The organism is Mycobacterium intracellulare ATCC 13950, assembly GCF_000277125.1.
GTDB lineage: Bacteria > Actinomycetota > Actinomycetes > Mycobacteriales > Mycobacteriaceae > Mycobacterium > Mycobacterium intracellulare.
This window is the reverse complement of record NC_016946.1, coordinates 291897-310837: the sequence shown is the minus strand read 5'-3', so window position 1 is coordinate 310837 and position 18941 is coordinate 291897. Positions and strand designations below refer to the sequence as shown.

General features: G+C 66.6%; 16 protein-coding genes and 1 tRNA gene. 6 read left to right on the top strand and 11 right to left on the bottom strand.

Translation table 11 applies throughout. The features are described 5' to 3' along the window. Window positions 1-5: 5 nt before the first annotated feature. Window positions 6-3389, top strand: a complete 3384-nt coding sequence (locus tag OCU_RS26495; RefSeq protein ID WP_009956717.1) for a pyruvate carboxylase — start codon at window positions 6-8, stop codon at window positions 3387-3389. Between the two features lie 133 nt (window positions 3390-3522). Here the strand turns inward: OCU_RS26495 and OCU_RS26490 are convergent, their stop codons facing one another. From OCU_RS26490 to OCU_RS26480, 3 genes are read right to left on the bottom strand one after another with little or no spacing between them, the layout of a single operon-like run. Then, the gene (locus OCU_RS26490; RefSeq protein WP_009956718.1) at window positions 3523-4437 is read right to left on the bottom strand and encodes an HpcH/HpaI aldolase/citrate lyase family protein; all 915 of its coding nucleotides are present in this window, start codon (window positions 4435-4437) and stop codon (window positions 3523-3525) included. Between the two features lie 18 nt (window positions 4438-4455). Further along, entirely contained in the window at window positions 4456-5640 is a 1185-nt protein-coding gene (locus tag OCU_RS26485; protein ID WP_014378888.1) for a CaiB/BaiF CoA transferase family protein, read from the bottom strand. Beyond that, entirely contained in the window at window positions 5633-6997 is a 1365-nt protein-coding gene (locus tag OCU_RS26480; RefSeq protein ID WP_008263166.1) for an LLM class flavin-dependent oxidoreductase, read from the bottom strand. The genes OCU_RS26485 and OCU_RS26480 overlap by 8 nt, the downstream gene beginning before the upstream one ends. A 67-nt stretch (window positions 6998-7064) precedes the next feature. On the opposite strand from OCU_RS26480, the gene OCU_RS26475 reads away from it, so the two are divergent. After that, window positions 7065-7724 (top strand): GntR family transcriptional regulator, encoded by a 660-nt coding sequence (locus OCU_RS26475; RefSeq protein ID WP_008263165.1) that lies wholly within the window; start codon window positions 7065-7067, stop codon window positions 7722-7724. On the opposite strand, the gene OCU_RS26470 is transcribed toward OCU_RS26475, so the two are convergent. The 4 genes from OCU_RS26470 to OCU_RS26455 all read right to left on the bottom strand — a co-directional run bounded on the left by OCU_RS26470 (window position 7721) and on the right by OCU_RS26455 (window position 11684). After that, window positions 7721-8671: an LLM class flavin-dependent oxidoreductase gene (locus OCU_RS26470; RefSeq protein ID WP_008263164.1), complete on the bottom strand. Its 951-nt coding sequence runs from the start codon at window positions 8669-8671 to the stop codon at window positions 7721-7723. The two genes, OCU_RS26475 and OCU_RS26470, sit on opposite strands and share 4 nt — an antisense overlap. A 1-nt stretch (window position 8672) precedes the next feature. Further along, a complete protein-coding gene (locus OCU_RS26465) occupies window positions 8673-9911 on the bottom strand; it encodes an MBL fold metallo-hydrolase (RefSeq protein WP_008263162.1) in 1239 nt (412 codons plus the stop codon). 14 nt (window positions 9912-9925) lie between these two features. Then, window positions 9926-11197 carry a sulfotransferase family protein gene (locus OCU_RS26460; RefSeq protein WP_009956720.1) on the bottom strand — a complete coding sequence of 424 codons (1272 nt, stop codon included), beginning with the start codon at window positions 11195-11197 and terminating at the stop codon, window positions 9926-9928. 100 nt (window positions 11198-11297) lie between these two features. Further along, on the bottom strand, window positions 11298-11684 hold the full coding sequence (locus tag OCU_RS26455) for a DUF2237 family protein (protein ID WP_008263157.1): 387 nt from the start codon (window positions 11682-11684) through the stop codon (window positions 11298-11300). A gap of 128 nt (window positions 11685-11812) precedes the next feature. Here OCU_RS26455 and OCU_RS26450 point away from each other — a divergent pair, with 128 nt between their 5' ends. From OCU_RS26450 to OCU_RS50050, 4 genes are all read left to right on the top strand, one after another. Then, window positions 11813-12298: an NINE protein gene (locus OCU_RS26450; RefSeq protein WP_008263155.1), complete on the top strand. Its 486-nt coding sequence runs from the start codon at window positions 11813-11815 to the stop codon at window positions 12296-12298. 256 nt (window positions 12299-12554) lie between these two features. Continuing rightward, on the top strand, window positions 12555-13688 hold the full coding sequence (locus OCU_RS26445) for a cellulase family glycosylhydrolase (RefSeq protein ID WP_009956722.1): 1134 nt from the start codon (window positions 12555-12557) through the stop codon (window positions 13686-13688). Window positions 13689-13825: 137 nt separating this feature from the next. Further along, window positions 13826-15439, top strand: a complete 1614-nt coding sequence (locus OCU_RS26440) for a putative alpha/beta hydrolase (RefSeq protein ID WP_014378886.1) — start codon at window positions 13826-13828, stop codon at window positions 15437-15439. A gap of 591 nt (window positions 15440-16030) precedes the next feature. Then, on the top strand, window positions 16031-16561 hold the full coding sequence (locus OCU_RS50050) for a hypothetical protein (protein ID WP_231119584.1): 531 nt from the start codon (window positions 16031-16033) through the stop codon (window positions 16559-16561). A gap of 59 nt (window positions 16562-16620) precedes the next feature. Here the strand turns inward: OCU_RS50050 and OCU_RS26435 are convergent, their stop codons facing one another. The 4 genes from OCU_RS26435 to OCU_RS26420 form a co-directional block, all read right to left on the bottom strand. Beyond that, a complete protein-coding gene (locus tag OCU_RS26435; RefSeq protein ID WP_026071064.1) occupies window positions 16621-17094 on the bottom strand; it encodes a CAP domain-containing protein in 474 nt (157 codons plus the stop codon). A gap of 131 nt (window positions 17095-17225) precedes the next feature. Continuing rightward, on the bottom strand, window positions 17226-18230 hold the full coding sequence (locus OCU_RS26430; protein WP_014378884.1) for a glycoside hydrolase family 6 protein: 1005 nt from the start codon (window positions 18228-18230) through the stop codon (window positions 17226-17228). Window positions 18231-18349: 119 nt separating this feature from the next. Continuing rightward, window positions 18350-18439: transfer RNA gene (locus tag OCU_RS26425), tRNA-Ser, on the bottom strand. Between the two features lie 29 nt (window positions 18440-18468). Then, complete coding sequence (locus OCU_RS26420; protein WP_008263147.1) at window positions 18469-18927, bottom strand: nucleoside deaminase; 459 nt, start codon at window positions 18925-18927, stop codon at window positions 18469-18471. Window positions 18928-18941: the final 14 nt, after the last annotated feature.

Sequence of the window (18941 nt, the reverse complement as noted above, 5' to 3'; positions counted from 1 at the left end):
GTACCGTGTTGACGAAAGTCCTGGTCGCCAATCGCGGTGAGATCGCGATCCGCGCCTTCCGCGCCGCCTACGAACTGGAAATGGCCACCGTGGCGGTCTACCCCTACGAGGACCGCAATTCGGTGCACCGGCTCAAGGCCGACGAGTCCTACCAGATCGGTGAGGAGGGCCACCCGGTCCGCGCCTACCTGTCGGTCGACGACATCGTCGGCACGGCGCAGGCGTGCGGGGCGGACGCCATCTACCCGGGCTACGGGTTCCTGTCCGAGAACCCGGACCTGGCGGCGGCGTGCGCGGCCGCGGGCATCACGTTCGTGGGCCCGAGCGCCGAGGTGCTCGAGCTCACCGGCAACAAGGCGCGCGCGATCGCGGCGGCGCGGGCGGCGGGCCTGCCGGTGCTGGCGTCCTCGGCGCCCTCGACATCGGCGGACGAGCTGGTGACGGCCGCCGAGTCGATGACGTTTCCGCTGTTCGTCAAGGCGGTCGCCGGTGGTGGCGGCCGCGGGATGCGTCGGGTCACCGACCCCGCGGCGCTGCCGGAGGCGATCGAGGCGGCCAGCCGGGAGGCCGAATCCGCCTTCGGGGATGCCTCGGTGTTTCTCGAACAGGCGGTGATCAACCCGCGCCACATCGAGGTCCAGATCCTGGCGGACAACCACGGCAACGTGATCCACCTCTACGAACGGGACTGCAGCGTGCAGCGGCGGCACCAGAAGGTGATCGAGATCGCCCCGGCGCCGAACCTGGATCCACAACTGCGCGAACGTATTTGCGCCGACGCGGTGGCGTTCGCGCAAAGCATCGGCTACACCTGCGCGGGCACGGTCGAGTTCTTGCTCGACGAACGCGGCAATCACGTGTTCATCGAGATGAATCCCCGCATCCAGGTGGAGCACACGGTGACCGAGGAGATCACCGACGTCGACCTGGTGTCCGCCCAGCTGCGCATCGCGTCCGGTCAAACGCTGGAAGAGATTGGCCTGCACCAGGATTCGATCGTCCCGCACGGCGCGGCGCTGCAATGCCGCATCACCACCGAAGACCCGGCGAACGGTTTCCGCCCGGACACCGGCCGCATCACCGCCTACCGCACCCCGGGCGGCGCGGGAATACGACTGGACGGCGGCACCACCCTGGGCGCGGAGATCAGCGCGCATTTCGACTCGATGCTGATCAAGCTCAGTTGCCGGGGCCGCGACTTCCCCACCGCGGTGCGCCGCGCCCGGCGGGCGGTCGCGGAGTTCCGCATCCGCGGTGTGTCGACGAATATCCCCTTCCTGCAAGCGGTCCTGGACGACCCCGACTTCCAGGCCGGGCGCATCACCACGTCGTTCATCGAGGAACGCCCGCAGCTGCTCACCGCGCGCAGCTCGGCCGACCGCGGCACCAAGATCCTCAACTACCTGGCCGACGTCACCGTCAACAAGCCCCACGGTGAGCGCCCGTCAACGGTGTACCCGCACGACAAGCTGCCCGACATCGACCTGTCGACCGACCCACCCGCGGGCTCCAAGCAGCGTCTGACCGAACTCGGACCCCAGCGATTCGCGGCCTGGCTCCGCGAGTCGCGCGGCGTCGCCGTCACGGACACCACGTTCCGCGACGCGCACCAGTCGCTGCTGGCGACCCGCGTCCGCACCAGCGGCCTGATCAAGGTCGCACCCTACCTCGCGCGGACCATGCCGCAACTGTTGTCGGTGGAGTGCTGGGGCGGCGCGACTTACGATGTGGCGCTGCGGTTCTTGAAGGAGGACCCGTGGGAGCGGCTGGCGGCGCTGCGGGAGGCGATGCCCAACATCTGCCTGCAGATGCTGCTGCGCGGACGCAACACCGTCGGCTACACGCCCTATCCGGAGACGGTGACGACGGCGTTCGTCGAGGAGGCGACGGCCACCGGCATCGACATCTTCCGTATCTTCGACGCGTTGAACAACGTCGACTCGATGCGCCCGGCCATCGACGCGGTGCGCGACACCGGGGCGGCGGTGGCCGAGGTGGCGATGTCCTACACCGGGGATCTCAGCGATCCGGCCGAAAAGCTTTACACGCTCGACTATTACCTCAAGTTGGCCGAACAGATCGTCGAAGCGGGCGCGCACGTCCTGGCGATCAAGGACATGGCCGGGTTGTTACGCGCGCCGGCCGCCGCGACGCTGGTCTCGGCGCTCAAATCCCGGTTCGACCTGCCGGTGCACGTGCATACCCACGACACCCCGGGCGGACAACTCGCGAGCTACGCGGCGGCCTGGCACGCGGGGGCCGACGCCGTCGACGGTGCCGCTGCCCCGCTCGCGGGGACCACCAGCCAGCCCGCGCTGTCATCGATCGTGGCCGCCGCCGCCAACACCGACTACGACACCGGGTTGTCGCTGCGGGCGGTGTGCGACCTGGAACCGTACTGGGAGGCGCTGCGGAAGGTGTACGCGCCGTTCGAATCCGGGCTGCCGTCCCCGACGGGCCGCGTCTACCACCACGAGATCCCCGGTGGCCAACTGTCGAACTTGCGCCAGCAGGCCATTGCGCTGGGTCTCGGCGACCGGTTCGAGGACATCGAAAACGCCTACGCCGGCGCCGACGCCATCCTCGGGCACCTCGTCAAGGTCACGCCGTCGAGCAAGGTGGTCGGCGACCTGGCGCTGGCGCTGGTCGGGGCGGGCGTCAGCGCGCAAGACTTCGCCGAAGATCCCGCGCGCTATGACATCCCGGATTCGGTGATCGGGTTCCTGCGCGGCGAACTCGGCGATCCGCCCGGCGGCTGGCCGGAGCCGTTGCGTACCAAGGCGTTAGACGGCCGCGGCCCGGTCAAGCCCGAGCAGCCGCTGACGGCCGACGATGAAAAGGCGTTGGCCACACCGGGCGCCGAACGGCAGGCGGCGCTGAACCGGCTGCTGTTCCCCGGGCCGGCCAAAGAGCTCGAGGACCACCGCGAGGCCTACGGCGACACCTCCGGATTGAGCGCCAACCAGTTCTTCTACGGGCTGCGCCAGGGGGACGAGCATCGCGTGGAGCTGGAGCGCGGTGTGGAGCTGCTGATCGGGTTGGAGGCCATCTCCGACCCCGACGAACGCGGCATGCGCACCGTGATGTGCATCCTCAACGGTCAGCTGCGGCCCGTCGTGGTGCGCGACCGCAGCATCGCCACCGACGTCCCGGCCGCCGAGAAGGCCGACCGCGCCAATCCCGATCACGTCGCCGCCCCCTTTGCCGGCGTCGTCACGGTCACCGCCGAGGTCGGCGAGGAGGTCGAGGCCGGCCAGACGATCGCGACGATCGAGGCCATGAAGATGGAGGCCGCCGTCACCACCCCCAAGGCCGGCAAGGTCGCGCGAATCGCGGTGTCGCGCACCGCACAAGTCGAGGGCGGCGACCTCCTGGTGGTGATCGACTAGCGGCGATCGCAAGCGCGGCCGCGGCGATCGCAAGCGCGGCGTAGCCGGGCGCAGCGGGTCGCCGCTATAGGCCGTAGCCGGGCGCAGCGGGTCGCCGCTATAGGCCGTAGCCGGGCGCAGCGGGTCGCCGCCATCAAACGTGCCTGGCCTTGATCAGGGCCGCGCGCGCCAGCGTCTGCTCCGCCTGCTTGACGTGGGCGGCGTCGACCAGGACGCCGTTCACCCCGACGGCTCCCCGGCCTTTGGCCTCGGCCTCCCGGTAGGCGGCGACGTTGGCTTCGGCGCGGGCGATCTCGTCGGCGGTCGGGGCGTAGACCTCGTTGGCGACCGGAACCTGGTCGGGGTGGATGGCCCACTTCCCGGTGTAGCCGAGCAGCGACGCGCGCCGGGCGTCGCGCTCATACCCGGCGAGGTCGCGGTAGTCGGGGTACGGCGCGTCGATCGCGTCGATGCCCGCGATGCGCGCGGCGACGATCACCTTGTTGCGCGCGTAGGCCCAGAACTCGCCCGGATACTCGCCCAGCGGGACGAAGTTGGTGTCCACCCGCGCGCCCTGTGACAGCGAGAAGTCGCCCACCCCGAAGATCAGGGCGTCGAGGCGATCGCTGGCCGCCGCGATCTCTTCGGCGTTGGCCAAACCTTCGACCTCTTCGATCAGCACCTCGAGCCGGATCCGCTTGTCCAGGTTCAGTTTTGATTCCAGCTGGGTGAGCAGGACGTCCACCCACCACACGTCGCGGGCGGTGCGGGCCTTGGGGATGATGATGGTGTCGAGGTTGCGGCCGGCCCTGGTCACCACCTCGATGACGTCGTCGTGGCACCACCGGGTGTCCAGGCCGTTGATCCGCACCGCCCGCACGGTGCGGCCCCAGTCCAGGTCGTTGAGCGCGCTGATCGCCTTGCCGCGCGATTCCTCCTTGAACGCGGCGGGCGTGGCGTCCTCGAGGTCGAGGAACACCAGGTCGGCACCGCACCCGGCCGCCTTGTCGAACATGTTGTCGCTGCAGGCGGGCACCGCGAGCTCGGAGCGGCGGAGAAGATTCGTCATCGTTTCAATTTCCTTCTGTCACAACACGCCACGGGCGCGCAGGTCGTCGATTTCGTCGTGGCTCATGCCGAGCAGATCCCCGTATACCTCGGTGTTGTGCTCGCCGAGGCGCGGCCCCAGATGCCCGACCGTGCCGGGGGCTGACGAGAACCGCGGCACGGGGGCCTGCACCGTCATGGGTCCGAGTTGTGGGTCGTCGACGGAGATGAACACCCCACGATGCGCCAGCTGTTCGTCGGCGACCAGGTCGCTGATGTCATAGACCGGCGCGGCGGCCACCTCGTGCGCTTCGAAGGCGTCCATCGCCTCCGAAAGTGTTTTGGTGGCAACCCAATCGGCGACCACGGCGTCGACCTCGCGGGCCCGCGCCAACCGTCGCTGCGGGTCGGAGAAGTCGGCGTCGTCCAGCAGATCGTGGCGGCCGATCGCCCGGAACACCCGCAGCGCCAACGCCGGCGAACTGCCGGACATGGCCAGCCACTTGCCGTCCGCGGTGCGATAGGTGTTGCGCGGCGCCGAAATGTCCCACCGGTTGCCGGCCCGCTCGGGCACCAGGCCCAACTGGTCATAGCCCAGCAGCGTCTGTTCCAGCAGCCGGGCCAGCGGGTCGATCAGGTTGACGTCGATCAGTTGTCCGGGCCCGCCGTGCACGTCGCGGTGATACAGCGCCATCATCACCGCGTACGCGGCGTTCAGCGACGCGACGCCGTCGGCCAACATGAACGGCGGCAGCGTCGGCGGCGCGCCGGCCTGACCCGTGATGTGCGCGAACCCGCTCATCGCCTCGCCCAGCGTGCCGAACCCGGGGCGCTCGCTCTTCGGCCCGCTCAGCCCGTACCCGGTGATGTGCAGCATCACGATCCGCTCGTTGACCGCGCGCAGGCTCTCGTAGTCGAGGCCCCACTTGCGCAAGGTCTGGGGGCGGGTGTTGAAGATGGCGACATCGGCGTGCTCCACCAGGCGGCGCACCAGCTCCTGCCCTTCGGCGCACCGCAAGTCGAGCGTGATCGACCGCTTGTTGCGCGCGATCGACTTCCACATCAGGCCGACACCGTCGCGCTGGTTGCCCCAGCCGCGGATCGGGTCGCCGTGGCGCGGTTCTTCGACCTTGATCACGTCGGCGCCGAACTCCCCGAGATAGGTGGCCACCAGCGGCGCGGCGGCCAACGTGGCGAGGTCGAGCACCCGCAGCCCGTCAAGCATGGGCACCGGCGGCCACCCGGCTGTTCGACGGACGCTGCAGCCCGAGATGGCCGCGCAGCGTGGAGGATTCGTATTCCGTGCGGAACAGGCCGCGGCGCTGCAGCTCCGGCACCACCATGCGCACGACGTCCTCGAATGCACCGGGCAGATGCGTTGCGGCCAAGACGAATCCGTCACACGCGCCGCTTTCGAACCAGTCGGCCATCTGATCGGCGACCTGTTCGCCGGTGCCGACGAAGCGCGGCCCCTGCAGCAGTGTGGCGCGATGGTTGGCGAGGTCGCGCAAGGTGACCGTGTCCCCGCCGATATGGGTGCGCAGGTTCTGCACCAGGCCGCGGATGCCGGAGACCGAGGCGAGCAGTTCGTCGGTCACCGGGTCGTCGAGATCGTGTTGCGCGAAGTCGTAGTTCATCAGCTCGGACAGCAGCGTCAGCGACGCCATCGGATGCACGAGGTCGTTGAGGAACATGGCCTCGCGATCCTTGGCGTGGGCCTCGGATTCGCCCACCACCGCGTAGGCCATGGGGCAGATGCGCACGGCGGCCGGATCGCGGCCCGCGTCGGCGATGCGGTCCTTTTGATCGGCGTAGTGGTTGCGTGCGACCTCGATGCCCGGGTCGCCGGTGAAGATCAATTCGGCCCACCGAGAAGCGAATTCGCGGCCGCGGCCCGACGATCCGGCCTGGATGATGACCGGGCGGCCCTGCGGGGTCCGCGGCACCGTCAACGGTCCACGGGCGGAGAAGAACTGGCCGACGTGTCCCAGCTCGTGCACCTTGTTGGGGTCGGCGAACTGCCCGGAAGCCCGGTCGTGCAGGACGGCTTCGTCCTCCCAGGTGTCCCACAGGCCGGTCACCACGTCCATGAATTCGTCGGCGCGGTCGTACCGTTCGTCGTGACCGAGGTGGGCGTCGACCCCGAAGTTCTGCGCCTCGCTGTCGTTGACGGAGGTGACCACGTTCCACGCCGCGCGGCCGCCCGACAGGTGGTCGAGCGAGGCGAACGTGCGCGCCACGTGGAACGGCTGGTAGTAGGTGGTCGAGTAGGTGGCGCCCAGCCCGATCTTCGACGTGGCCTGCGCCAGCACCCCGAGAATCACACTGAGGTCCAGCTTGACCGGGCGGGCGCCGTAATGCACGGCCTCGCCTACCGATCCGCCGTAGACGCCGGGCATGGCCAAGCGGTCGTCGAAGAACATCAGGTCGAAGCAACCCTCTTCGAGCTGGCGGCCGATCTTCGCGTAGTAGGACGCGTCCAGGTACCGGTGTTCGGTCGCGGGGTGCCGCCACGAGCCCGCGTAGACCGAGGTGCTGCCGGCCTGCATGAAGGCCACGAGGGCCATTTTGTCGGTGCGCATGCTTGAAACGTAACATCTGATATTTCAGATATCAAATGCTAGATCTGTCGTTTGGTATTATGCCCAGGTGGCTTCGACCTCAGGGATCGACATCTCCGGGACGGTGCGAGAGCGCGCCGCCCGGGAGCTTCGCGACCGCATTCTGACCGGCGTGCTGCCGGCCGGCTCCCGGGTCGATCTCGACGCCATCACCGAGGAATTCGCGACCAGCCGCACGCCGGTGCGCGAGGCGTTGCTGGAGCTGTCGTTCGAGGGCCTGGTTCAGGTCGCCCCGCGCAGCGGGGTGACGGTGGTCGGCATCAGCCCGGGCGACGTCCTGGACAGCTTCACGATTCTCGGCGTGCTGACCGGGCAGGCCGCGGCGTGGGCCGCCGAGCGGATCGAGCCCGCCGAACTCGCCACGCTCAGGGAACTCGCCGCCGACGTGGTCGCGCGATCCGGTGACGACTCCATCGGAGAGGCCAACTGGCATTTCCATCAGATGATCCATCGCGCGGCGCACTCCCCTCGCCTGCTGAACCAGATCAAGCAGGTCGCGCGCGTGGTGCCGAGCAACTTCCTCACGCTTTTCCCCGAGCACGAAAAGCATTCGCTCGACGAACATCAACAGCTCCTCGATGCGCTGGGCGACAAGGACGCCGAACGCGCCCGTGCGATCGCCGAACGGCACGTCTTGGATGCCGGCCGCTCGCTGGCCGACTGGCTCGAGCAGCGCCGCGACGTCTAGCCCGCCAGCGCGGGCAGCACCTTGTCGGTGAGCAATTGCACCGATTTCCACGCTTCGTCGACCGGCATGCCACCGACCAGGGGGTGCATGACGAGCGGCCCGTAGTTCTGCGCCTCGCGCACCTCCGAGATCAGCTGATCTGGAGTCAGGAAGCGGTATCGCCCCGATGCCCTGACCTGATCCAGGGTCTGCACACCCGGAAGGTGCATGAGCGAGCGTTGATCGGTGGACCATCCGCCGTAAGTGACTGCCTCCCACAGGATGTGGTCGCCCAGTTCCGCCCACGCCCGCTCGGGGTCCTCGTGCAGGTAGATCATTCCGCGGTTGATCGGTCCCGGCATGAGAATGAACGGCGCCATGCCGGCCTCGGCGCACAGCTCGCGGTAGTAGGCGGCGATCTCGGGCAGGTGATCGGCCAGGCTGAGCGGCAGCCGGAACCGGGCGGCGCGGCGCGCGGTGGCACGCGCGCCACCGCCGACGTACAGCGGTGGATGCGGCCGGGTCCACGTGCCAATGTCGGACCACACCGCCAGCATCCGCTCGAGCAGGCCGTCCATCAGCGCGCCACGTCGCGTGAAATCGGCTCCCAGCGCATCGTATTCGACCGTGCGGTATCCCAGGCCCACCGTGGTGTGCAGCCGGCCGCGGCTCATGTTGTCGACGAGCGCGATGTCTTCGGCAAGGCGGACGGGGTTCCACAGCGGGCCCAACGCGCAATCGACGCTGGCGATCAGTGTCGAGGTGCGGGCCAAGAACATCGCCGCGGCCATGATCGGGTTGCAGCTCCACCCGTGCCCGGTCGCGTGATGCTCGTCGACACTGATCGACGTGATGCCGTGCGACTCACCCCACTGCGCCAGTTCGAGCGCTGCGGACAGCAGTTCGCCCTGCACGCGCGGATCCCCCTGCGGCGAGGCGAAATTGAAGCGCAGGACCGTCAGCAACATGCTATGAGTTCCTCGCAATCTGGTTGCGCAGCCACGCGCTTTCCCAGAAGTTCGTGCTGCTTGCGAGAAGCTTTTCATGCGCCTGCCGGAGCACATCGCGAGCCCCCGAATGCTCGGCGGGCACGAGCTGGGCGAGGTGGATGGCGTGCAGTGCCCGATCGGCGGCCAGGTGCGCCCGGGCGCGATCCAGGAGCGCATCGGCGCCGGCCAACTCGACCACGTCGGCCGCGACGGCGTCGAATCCGACCGGGTACAGCTCGGTGGTCGACTCGTGGTGGAACCAGCCCGAGTAGTTCTCCCAGACGGCCCGCACGTCCCAGGCGACCTTCCCATAGCCCTGGCCCACTTCGTATTCCGCGGGCAACGTGATCTCGCGCATCAGGGTGCGGACATCCTTTCCGGCATTCATTCCGGCGACCGTCTGATCGTGGATGTACTGGATGGCGTTGCGCAGCCGGGTCAGCTCGGCGTTGATGCGCTCGGCCCCCGCGACGGGCGCGAAGTGACCCGTCACGAGCAGCTCGGGGTGCAGGTCGCGGACCCGTTCCACCGAGGCAATGGCCGTCAACGCGTCCCGGTAGCGGTCGCCCCGCATGGTGACGAGGTTGGGGATGTGCCCGAACAGGGGGCCGAAGGTGTTTCCGCACAGGCAGATTCGTTCGTCGGGGAGCCAGACCACCAGCGAGTCGGTGGTCTCCCCACCTTGCACCGAGATCAGTTCCATCCGCCGGCCGCCGAGCTCCAGCGTCAGCGTGTCCTCGAAGTCGAGGTCGACGACGGGCACGCTCTGGCCCGCCAGCTGCGCGGTCCCCAGGCGCCGTTGGATGGCTTGGATGCCGTCGGCCAGCGTGTCTTTGAACGCGAACGCGCTGCGGCTGGCGCGGTAGGGGATCAGTCGTTCGTTGTCGTCTCGCCACGCCGTCCAGTTCGCTTGCGCGACAACGGTCGTGTCGGGGTCGCGCACGCTGTCCAGGCCGCCGACATGGTCGACGTGGCCCTGGGTGAAGATGATGTAGCGCACCGGCGAGGAGTCCACGGCGTCGAAGTTGGCGCGATGCACCGGCCCCTCGAAACCCATGCCGGTGTTGACGATCACCCGGCCCTGCGCGGTGGTGAGCAGGTACGAGTTGGACAGCCCGGGCGAGCACCACAATCCCGGGGCGATCTCATCCGCCTTCTCCGCGGACGCCGGGCGCATCGCGTCGGCTCCGGGCCTGCCGCGATAGACGGGTTCGGTCATCGCTGCTGACTCCTTTATTCGGGTCGGACGTCGAACTTGTCGAAATAGAAGCCGAACCGGCCGCGGAGTTCGTCGGCGGAGACGCCGAAGTGCCGTTGCAGTTCGTAATGGATGCGGCCGTGCTTGCCGCGTGGATTGCCGTCCAGGTAGCGCTGGAAGCCGTCGCGCACCTGCTGCGGCAATTCGACACCGCCGCAGTGATACAGCCGCTCGAGCACCGGCATCTCGTTGCCACCCAGCTGATGAAAGTTGACGTCGATGCTGCGTTCGGTGTTCACCAGGTCGCGGTCGCGCACGCATGCGCTCAGCAGACGATGCACGCGATCGCTCCAATATTCCAGCAGCCACTGCGGATCAATGCTGTTGCGGCGCAGCCGATCCGAGTAGGCCATCATTGTGATCGCCGATTGGATCACCGCGACCGGGTCGCGGTGCGTGAAAGCCACCGTCGCGTCGGGGAACGTCGCCATCAACGGGCCGAGCTGCTCGCAGTGCTGCGGACTCTTGAGGACCCACGTGCGCGGACCCCGCAGAAAGGTCAGCGCCTGCAGCACCTTGCGCATGTAGGAGTAGTGGCGGGTTTGGTCGAGGCTCAGGTAGTAGTCGCGCCAATCCGGCACCCGCGCATGCCATTCCAGGACATAGGAGGCCAGATCGAGGTCGAGGAGTTCCACCTCCTCCTCGATCGCCTCGGGGAAGCGGTCATGCATGGCGGCCACCACGGGCGCGCTGGCCATCAGCGCTTCGTGTTCTGCTTTGGCTCGCGCGTAACGGGGGTCCACGCCGAACACGTCGGGCCCCTGCCCAAGAGCGGGGATGGGATCCTGGCTCTCCCAGTACGGCAGCGCGCGCCTGCGCGGGTCGGCGGCAATGAGATTCACCAGGTGCGTGGTGCCCGACCGCGGCATCCCGACCACGATGAAAGGCCTCTCGATCGGGATGGATTCGATCTCGGGGTACCGCGTGATCAGCTCGGTGAGCGACAGCCGGTTACGCAGCAGGCGGACGATCCGCTGCCGCAGCGAACCGCGGGTGAGCTGGCGCAGGCCATCGTCGGCTTCGATCGCCGCGACGTGCGCGCGCAGCCGGTCAGCGAAGCCGTCGGCATCGTCAAGATCGGCGGCTGCGGTCTTTAGGCCGGTCTGTTCGACGGCCTCCGCGAGCATCCGGTCGACGTCGAGGTCGACGCGCTTGGCCTCGGTGAACTCCAGGATCTGGCGCTGGACGTCGGTCAGCCGGGGCGCGGTCAGGTCGTCGAAGTCGATGTCGTCAACCGCAGAACCCACCGCAACCCCTCTTCGACGCGTCAGGTGAGAAAGATGACACCGAGGCTAGACGCGGCGCTATTCCGTGGTTCACCCACCATCCCGGCCAGCGGTCACCCGGCTACAGGTTGGCCAGATCGTCGGGCACGTCGATCTTGTGCGCCTGCAGCGCCTCCAGGGGGACCACCTCGAGGGTGCTCTCGTGCGTGGATGCCAGCACCACCGGCGCCGCACACCCGTCGTGGTGAGCCCGCAGCCAATTCAGCGCGGTCACGCACCAGCGGTCGCCGGGCAGCAGGCCCGGGAACCGATACTCGGGAACCGGCGTCAACAGGTCGTTGCCAATGGAGCGCTGGTGCTCCAGGAACTCGGCGGTCATCACCGCGCAAATGGTGTGCCGTCCAAGGTCCTGAGGCCCGGTTGAGCAACAGCCGTCGCGGTAGAAACCGGTCAGCGGGTCTGTGCCGCACGGTTCCAGCGGACCGCCCAGCACATTTCGATCAGGCACCCGTCCAGTATTGCTCTCGCGGTGGTGAAGTTTGAAGCAATTTGCCGACTGCGCTCAAAGGATTTTCCGCGCCGGCGCCTTGGAGCCCGATGTGGACGGCCGGACGGCGGGCGTGTTAACTCGAATCGATGTCGACGCCGCCCAACCCGCCCGGAAATCCCGCCGATGAACCACCGTGGGGATGGCAGCCGCCCGGTTACGGTCCGCAGCCGAATCCGCAGGGCCCGCCTCCGCCACCGCCGGGGTATCCGTCGCCGCAGGGTTACCCCGGGTACCCGGGCTATCCGGGCTATGGCGGGTACCCGGGCTACGTCGACCCGCAGGCGCCGTTCGGCCGCGATCCCGTTACCGGGCTGCCCCTGTCGGATAAGTCCGCCACCACCGCCGGCTTGCTTCAGCTCTTCCTCGGCCTGTTCGGTGTCGGCCGCTTTTACATCGACTCGACTCAGATCGCCGTGGCCCAGCTGTGCGTGGGGCTGTTCGGAATTGTGTTCAGCCTGTTCTGTTTTCTGGGATTCCCGGTCCTGCTCGGCGGGATCATCTGGGCGATCGTCGACGCGATCCTGATCTTCACCGGCAGCGTCAAAGACAACCACGGCCGCAAGCTGCGCTAGGCCCTCCATATAAGAGGGCTATCGGGTTCGGTTGGCCTGCAACGGTTTTGGCGTACAGTCGGGGACATTTTAACCCGGCCGGCATGCACGACGGCCCGGGGCGCGCCGGAGTCGATGGTTACGGATTGGTCACGATGGCGGGTGGGTGCCGACTTCGGCGACCCCGATTACGGTGCGGGAACAATTGTTATCTCAAGCTCTCGCGACGCGCTGAGCAAATCCCAGGGAAATCGCCCCGGAAACTTATCGTCACATCGTGGAACGACGAACGGCCCTGAAACTCCCTCTGCTGTTGGCGGCGGGCGCCGCAGTTACCCGGGTACCCAGGGCCTCCGCGGAGGAGGCGGGCCGGTGGTCCCCCGATCGCGCCAACCGGTGGTATCAGGCGCAGGGCTGGCTCGTCGGAGCAAACTACATTCCCGCGAGCGCCATCAACCAGTTCGAGATGTTTCAGGCCGATACCTTCGACCCGCGGCGCATCGACACCGAGCTCGGCTGGGCTCAGTTCTATGGCCACAACACCGCGCGGGTCTTCCTCCATGATCAGCTGTGGGCCGCCGACCAGCGCGGGTTCCAAACGCGCCTAGGGCAATTCGTCGACATCGCGGCCCGTCATCACATCAAACCGCTGTTTGTCTTCTTCGACTCCTGCTGGGATCCGCAACCCCGCGCGGGTCGACAGCGCGCGCCGCGCCCCGGTGTGCACAACTCGGGCTGGGCGCAGAGCCCGGGTGCCGAGCGCCTCGGCGACCCCCGCTACGTCCCGGTGATGCGCGACTACGTCACCGCGGTGATGACCCAATTCCGTAACGACAACCGGGTTTTGGGCTGGGACCTCTGGAATGAACCCGACAACCCGGCACGCCAATACCGCAACACCGAAAGAAGCGATAAGGAGCAACTCGTCGCCGACCTGCTCCCCCAGGTGTTTCGGTGGGCGCGCGCGGTGGATCCGAGCCAGCCGCTCACGAGTGGAGTGTGGCGGGGCGACTGGGGACAACCCCAGGGCCGCAGCGCGATCAGCGACATCCAGCTCGCCAACTCCGACGTGGTCACCTTCCATTCCTACGCTGAGGCCGCCGGGTTCGAGTCGCGCATCAACGAGCTGACGCCGATGGGCCGGCCGATCCTGTGCACGGAATACATGGCTCGGCCCCGGGGCAGCACCGTGCAGAGCATCCTGCCCGTCGCCAAACGCCACAACGTCGGCGCGATCAACTGGGGCCTGGTTGCCGGAAAGACCCAGACCTACTTCCCCTGGGAAACGTGGGATCACCCGGCCACGACGGTTCCGAAAGTGTGGTTCCACGACTTGATCCGGCCCGAGGGACGTCCGTTCCAAGACATCGAGGTTTTGACCGTCCGGAAGCTGGCCGGAAGCCAGGCCTGACAAGCAGAAGCGGGCCAACCAGCCCGCCTGGGCTTTGACCATTCAACGATCGCCGTCGCGCTGCCAGTAGTAGCGTTTATGCCAGCTCAGAAGGGGGCGGCGATGATCGTCGGTGTTGGCCATCTGCCCGCGACGCCATGACGCTGTCAAACCTGAGCGAAGCGGAACTGATCGCGTCGGCCGGCGGCGATCCGTGGGCGATCAACCAGAGCTTGCAGGCCGGTAGCCCGTTTCAGATCGACCGATTGGCGGAGGCCTTTCATGGTGCGGGTCGACACACCGCCGAAGCCGACCATGCATTGGAGCAAGCGCGAAAACGCTTCGCCGCCGCCTGGAACCATCAGGATGGTGGCCACCCCATCAACGATTCTGAAGAAGTGCAGCGGGTGACCAAAATGCTCGGTGCGCAGTCCGAGCAGTTGCCGAAGATCGGTGCTGAATTGGAAACGATCGCCGCCGCGTTGGCCGACGCGCAGAAACAAGGAGCTCGAGAGATCGCCCTGCTGGACAGTGAGCTCCGAGGCCTCGACAGCCTCATGACCGCGATCAAGAAGGAATTGGCCTCCCATCTGCCCGAGTCGGAACGCCAGAAGCTGTTGAGACTGTACGACGACGCGCACGCCGATGCCGTGGACGACGTCCGCGATGCCGTCAAACAAATGACGTCAATTCGCAACGGGTACTCCGACACTCTCCGTAGAGCCATGGGTGCCCTGCATACCGACGGTTACGACCCACCGAAAGCTGTAGACGAGTGGATCGAAAGCCCGCTGAAACCGGGTGAGGTGAGAGACCTCGGGCCGATCGCCGGTACCGGCGGCATTCCCGGCATCCCGGGTATCGGGGCGGCGGACTTAGGAGAAGTGGTCGAGATCCCCGGACAGCCGGGAAAATATCTCGCGATTTTTGGGGATTCGTTCTCCGGCAACAAAGTCGGTGAGGACGAACACTATCGATCTGTGGCCGTACCGGTGACCTTCGACGCCGACGGACGTCCGCATTTTGGTGCGCCACTAACGGGCCCCGAGAATAGTGGCCGCGAGCTCTTCACAATGCCGTCGGAGGCGGTCAAGGCCGGAATCAGCGACACGTTGCCAGCCGGAACGGTCACCCTGGGCGACAAAACGTACATGATGGTGACCGGCACGACGGGGAACCTTAAGCCGGCGGCTTCGTGGCTGGTCGAAGTCAACGGTGACCCGGGCAAAGGGTGGACAATGGTGCCAGGCTCGTATCGCGCCGCGGGAGAGGCGCCCACCCAGATCAGCGGCTATAAGGGCTCGGACGGCAAAGTCTACATCGCCGCTGATTCCTTCGACCGCAGCCGAGGCATCACCATGTACCGCGCGGATCCTGACAAAGTGTTCAATCGCGGCAGTTGGCAGCCCTGGAACGGAACCGGCTGGGGCCAAGCCGGCGGAGTCGCCACCGCTCCGATAAGCCGCACACCCTTCGGCGAACTCAGTTTCAGGGAGGTCGACGGCAAGGCGGTGCTGTCGGGTTTCAATCAGGGCACTGGAAATGTCGAAGTTCGGGTGGTGGATGAACCCACTAAAGTGTTGAGCGTCGGGCCGACAGTTGTTGCACAGCAGAGCAATCCGCAGGGGCCAAACTTTGTACCCCAGAACTACGGTGGGTATATCCTGCCTGGATCCACGCTGGATAAGCTGAATCTGTTCGTAAGTCAATGGAACACAACGACCAACACCCCGTACAACACTCGGCAATTCCAGGTAAACGCAAACCGCTAATCTACCCGCCGATAGGACCAGAAATGATCAGTAGGACGCTCGCTGTCGCTGCCGGGGTTCTCACCGCGTTTATGACTAGTTGCAACGCTCGCGCCGACGCGCCTGCATTTCCGGACATCAGCGGGTATTCACCCGTGACGGTTGCGGACTACACGATTGGGCTTCCCAACACGGGGCGTGCACCGCTCAACATGGTCTATTTCCTTACCCCGGATGGAATCACGTGCGATTTCTTCTCCGGGGAAGCACAATGCACAGGCAATAATTTTCCCGCGGTCCCGCCAGCCAGCGGGGCCGGCACGGTGAACGCGATTGGGACCGCCTCTGGACTGGCTCAATCCGGCGACCCGATCGCGCCTAACGGCCAGGTCTATGGCCATCCACTCAAGACGTTGCCCCCACTGCATTCCATCACCGTCGACGGCATCATTTGCGGGGTCGATAACTCAGGCACGACCGCATGCAAAGACCCCCAAGGCCGTGGCTTCGTCCTGTCGCCACATGGTTCTGGTTGGCTGCCTCACGTGTGACTGTCAATCAGGCGGTAGGCGACCGCTTCAGCGTCCGACCATGATTCGGAGGAGGTTTCGAATGCCTACCGTCGCACGCCTGACTACTCGATCGTTTGCCTTAATCTTCGTCTTGGTGTCCGTGTCCTGTACGTCGCCGTCGCAACACGCCGTCGCACAGCCGCCCGGCTTCCCTAAGCTCGACGAGTTCACCCCGGTATCAATCGATAACTACATCGAAATTCCGCCGAAAGGATTGCGGTACGCCTACTTTTCGACCCCTTACAACATCCAATGTTGGTTTGAGGCCGGCGAGCCCGTACCGGTGTGGCAATCGCAAGACATCAATTGCCTAGGGGACATGCCGGACGCGAATCCCTGCACGGTCGGCAAAGCAACGGGCGTACGATCAGCACCCACATATGCGATCAGCATGACAGGTAACAAATGTGGTGTGCCGTATACCCACGGGACATTGTTAAACATCGGACAGAAGGTGAACTTCCGCGACGCGACGTGCGTAGTGGGTCCTGACCGCCTCGTCGCCTGCCTGGACACCAGCAGCGGCGAGCACGGATTTGTGCTCAAACCCTCTGGCAGCGTGGCTTTTTAGGGCACAACTAAACCGGTTTGCCCACGGCGGCGATCCGAAACCGCTTGACCCAAAAGGGTTTACGAAGCCGCGAAGTCGCCGACGACGGTCATTTTGTTGCCGTCCCGTGCGGTGGCGAAGCCGCCTGCGTTGAATGCGCAATTCAGGATGATCGCCCGGTGCGGGGGACTTTGCATCCACATGTCCAGGGCCTCACGGGGATTCGCGGCGGATCCGGTGCCCCAGAAGACGATTTCACCCGTGGAGCGGCTCCGATAGCCCGCCTGCGCGATCCGTGCCTGCGGCGACGAGCCGTCCGAGCCGATGTGTCCGCTGACCCCGCTGCGCAGCATGTCGTCGGCATGCCGCTGGGCGGCTTCCGTCAGACGCGGGTCGTCGGTGATCGGTCCGCATCCCTGGCGAAGCTGGTTGACGCCGCTGTACACCGCGCTCCCCGCATCGTCGGCGTGCGCAACGAACCCGTCTGCACCGGAAACAGTAATGAAGGCAGTGCAGATCGAGAAGATTGCGTAGAACGCAACTTTCCTCGTCATGTTTGCCTCGTACCGCATACTGGCTTTATCTGTTTCAGATAACAAAATGTTACCCACTTGCAACCATCGGCGGTCGCGAATAACAGATCCGTTCGGCAGCCGCCGACGGCGAGGCTAAGCCAAAGGTCCTGCTAGTGGCCGGTGTTGTGGGCCAGATCGATGGCGTACTGATTCACGAAGTGGCCCGCCGGCGGATCACCCTTGCCGCACGTCCCGTCGGATTCGCCGGGACGTTTGATCCACAGGTAGGCGTCGGCGTGCGCACCCGCGGTCGAGGCGGTGGGCGGGGTGCCCAACGCTCGGCCGCTGGGATTGCACCAGTTGAGCTCGGAATCAGGCGCCGGTCCGGCACCGTTGCGCGACGTGTCGATCACGTAGTGCGAACCGTTGGTGAGTCCCGAAATCGCTTCGCCGTAACCGATTTCGTCCTCGGTGGTGAAGAAGTTCGCGGTGTTGACGCTGAAGCCCCGCGCGTGACCGACGCCGGCCTGATTCAGCCTGGCGGCCATGTCCTCGGCACTGTGCCAACGCAGGTGACCCGCATCGATGTACACGGCCGCGTTCGGATCCTTCGTCAGCGTGTCGACGGCGTAATGAACCAGATCGAACCGTTCTTGGCGCTGATCACCCGAGAGGCAGTCGGCCATGGCGAGCGCATCGGGCTCGACGATGATCGCCACCCGCGAGGTGCCCACGCCGCCGGCGATCCCATCGATCCAGCTCCGGTAGTCGGCGCCCGACCCCATGCCGCCCGCGGCGAAGCTGCCGCAGTCGCGATGGGGGATTCCGTAGATCGCCAGCACCGGGATGGCGCCGGCGGCGGCCGCGTCGCCGACGTACTTCCCGACCGTTGCTGCGGAACCGCCCGGGACGATCCAGTACGCCTGCGGCGTATTGGCGATCGCGGTCAACTCGGCACTCGGCGGATCGGCGCTCTGGGCGGCGCGCATGGCCGCCGACGTGGGGTTGACGTAGAACGGCGCCCCGTCCAGTGGGTTGCCATCGGAGGCCAAACGCACCGTCGGGGCGGGACGGACCGGCACCGGGTCGCAGACAAGGCCGATGCCGGCGACGGCGGTGATCGTCAGGAACGGGGTGATCCATCGTGCGACTGCACGAGCAGCTGAGAACGTCACCTCAGGAAAATTAGTGGGTCGAACCATCGAGCGCCAACGAGGGTGGCGACCGGTCGGCGCGCGCACGATCGGTGCATCGTGAGAGCACGATCTACCTGCGACGGGGCGCCGGTAGTTTGTGGCGGTGGCGGAGGGATTTGAACCCTCGGACGGTTTTAGCCGTCACACGCTTTCGAGGCGTGCTCCTTAGGCCGCTCGGACACGCCACCGCCGAGCAGCTTACCGAACGGCATGCCTCTCACCCCAATCGCTGGCGGGCGAAGAACGCCTCCAGCGGCGCCGCGCACTCCTGTGCCAGGACACCGCCGCGCACTTCCGGCCGGTGATTGAGCCGCCGGTCGCGGACCACGTCCCACAGCGATCCGACCGCGCCCGTCTTGGGTTCCCAGGCGCCGAACACCAGCCGCCCGATGCGCGACAGCACCAGCGCACCCGCGCACATGGTGCACGGTTCGACAGTCACGGCCAACGTGGCGCCCTCGAGCCGCCACCCGTCGCCGAGCACCTCGGCGGCCGCGCGCAGCGCGAGGATCTCGGCGTGGGCGGTCGGGTCGCCCAGGGCCTCGCGGGCATTCACGGCGCGGGCCAACTCGGTGCCGTCGGCGCTGATCACGACCGCGCCGATGGGCACATCGCGGGGACCCGCCGTCGCGGCGACCGACAGCGCGGAACGGATCAGCTGTTCGTCAGGAATCACCGACCGATCCTGAT